The organism is Priestia sp. P5 (assembly GCF_029522155.1).
Lineage (GTDB): Bacteria > Bacillota > Bacilli > Bacillales > Bacillaceae_H > Priestia > Priestia megaterium_E.
The window spans coordinates 1-1,684 of sequence record NZ_JAKWFJ010000017.1; the positions used below are offsets into that span (position 1 = coordinate 1).

The window sequence follows — 1,684 nt, forward strand, 5'->3', positions numbered from 1 at the left end:
AGTTTTCTTCTGCCCAATTCCAGAAACGAAGAAATGATGGGTGATGGTTTCCTTTGGTGCTACTGCTGCCGGTTTGTTTTGAACAGTAAACGTCTGTTGAGCACATCCTGTAATAAGCAGGGCCAGCGCAGTAGCGAGTAGCATTTTTTTCATGGTGTTATTCCCGATGCTTTTTGAAGTTCGCAGAATCGTATGTGTAGAAAATTAAACAAACCCTAAACAATGAGTTGAAATTTCATATTGTTAATATTTATTAATGTATGTCAGGTGCGATGAATCGTCATTGTATTCCCGGATTAACTATGTCCACAGCCCTGACGGGGAACTTCTCTGCGGGAGTGTCCGGGAATAATTAAAACGATGCACACAGGGTTTAGCGCGTACACGTATTGCATTATGCCAACGCCCCGGTGCTGACACGGAAGAAACCGGACGTTATGATTTAGCGTGGAAAGATTTGTGTAGTGTTCTGAATGCTCTCAGTAAATAGTAATGAATTATCAAAGGTATAGTAATATCTTTTATGTTCATGGATATTTGTAACCCATCGGAAAACTCCTGCTTTAGCAAGATTTTCCCTGTATTGCTGAAATGTGATTTCTCTTGATTTCAACCTATCATAGGACGTTTCTATAAGATGCGTGTTTCTTGAGAATTTAACATTTACAACCTTTTTAAGTCCTTTTATTAACACGGTGTTATCGTTTTCTAACACGATGTGAATATTATCTGTGGCTAGATAGTAAATATAATGTGAGACGTTGTGACGTTTTAGTTCAGAATAAAACAATTCACAGTCTAAATCTTTTCGCACTTGATCGAATATTTCTTTAAAAATGGCAACCTGAGCCATTGGTAAAACCTTCCATGTGATACGAGGGCGCGTAGTTTGCATTATCGTTTTTATCGTTTCAATCTGGTCTGACCTCCTTGTGTTTTGTTGATGATTTATGTCAAATATTAGGAATGTTTTCACTTAATAGTATTGGTTGCGTAACAAAGTGCGGTCCTGCTGGCATTCTGGAGGGAAATACAACCGACAGATGTATGTAAGGCCAACGTGCTCAAATCTTCATACAGAAAGATTTGAAGTAATATTTTAACCGCTAGATGAAGAGCAAGCGCATGGAGCGACAAAATGAATAAAGAACAATCTGCTGATGATCCCTCCGTGGATCTGATTCGTGTAAAAAATATGCTTAATAGCACCATTTCTATGAGTTACCCTGATGTTGTAATTGCATGTATAGAACATAAGGTGTCTCTGGAAGCATTCAGAGCAATTGAGGCAGCGTTGGTGAAGCACGATAATAATATGAAGGATTATTCCCTGGTGGTTGACTGATCACCATAACTGCTAATCATTCAAACTATTTAGTCTGTGACAGAGCCAACACGCAGTCTGTCACTGTCAGGAAAGTGGTAAAACTGCAACTCAATTACTGCAATGCCCTCGTAATTAAGTGAATTTACAATATCGTCCTGTTCGGAGGGAAGAACGCGGGATGTTCATTCTTCATCACTTTTAATTGATGTATATGCTCTCTTTTCTGACGTTAGTCTCCGACGGCAGGCTTCAATGACCCAGGCTGAGAAATTCCCGGACCCTTTTTGCTCAAGAGCGATGTTAATTTGTTCAATCATTTGGTTAGGAAAGCGGATGTTGCGGGTTGTTGTTCTGCGG

3 protein-coding genes and 1 pseudogene are annotated in these 1,684 nt (G+C 39.6%); 1 reads left to right on the forward strand and 3 read right to left on the reverse strand.

Annotation, left to right across the window (positions count from 1 at the left end; genetic code table 11):
* Positions 1 to 153, reverse strand: a pseudogene (gene bor, locus MMB69_RS27100) (serum resistance lipoprotein Bor); the annotation flags it as partial.
* A 289-nt stretch (positions 154 to 442) separates the two neighbouring features.
* Entirely contained in the window at positions 443 to 895 is a 453-nt protein-coding gene (locus MMB69_RS27105) for a DUF1398 domain-containing protein (RefSeq protein WP_223248938.1), read from the reverse strand.
* 243 nt (positions 896 to 1,138) lie between these two features.
* Between MMB69_RS27105 and ybcW the strand changes: the two genes are divergently transcribed.
* Positions 1,139 to 1,345, forward strand: coding sequence for a protein YbcW (gene ybcW / locus MMB69_RS27110; RefSeq protein ID WP_001031427.1), 207 nt, complete (start codon positions 1,139 to 1,141; stop codon positions 1,343 to 1,345).
* Between the two features lie 164 nt (positions 1,346 to 1,509).
* Here ybcW and MMB69_RS27115 read toward each other — a convergent pair.
* Positions 1,510 to 1,684 (reverse strand): YlcI/YnfO family protein (locus MMB69_RS27115; protein WP_277448715.1); only part of this gene is annotated, 175 nt, incomplete at its 5' end.

Coding starts and splice junctions, on each gene's coding strand:
- MMB69_RS27105 (WP_223248938.1), bottom strand. CDS start 895: ATGCAAACTACGCGCCCTCGTATCACATGGAAGGTTTTACCAATGGCT.
- ybcW (WP_001031427.1), top strand. CDS start 1,139: ATGAATAAAGAACAATCTGCTGATGATCCCTCCGTGGATCTGATTCGT.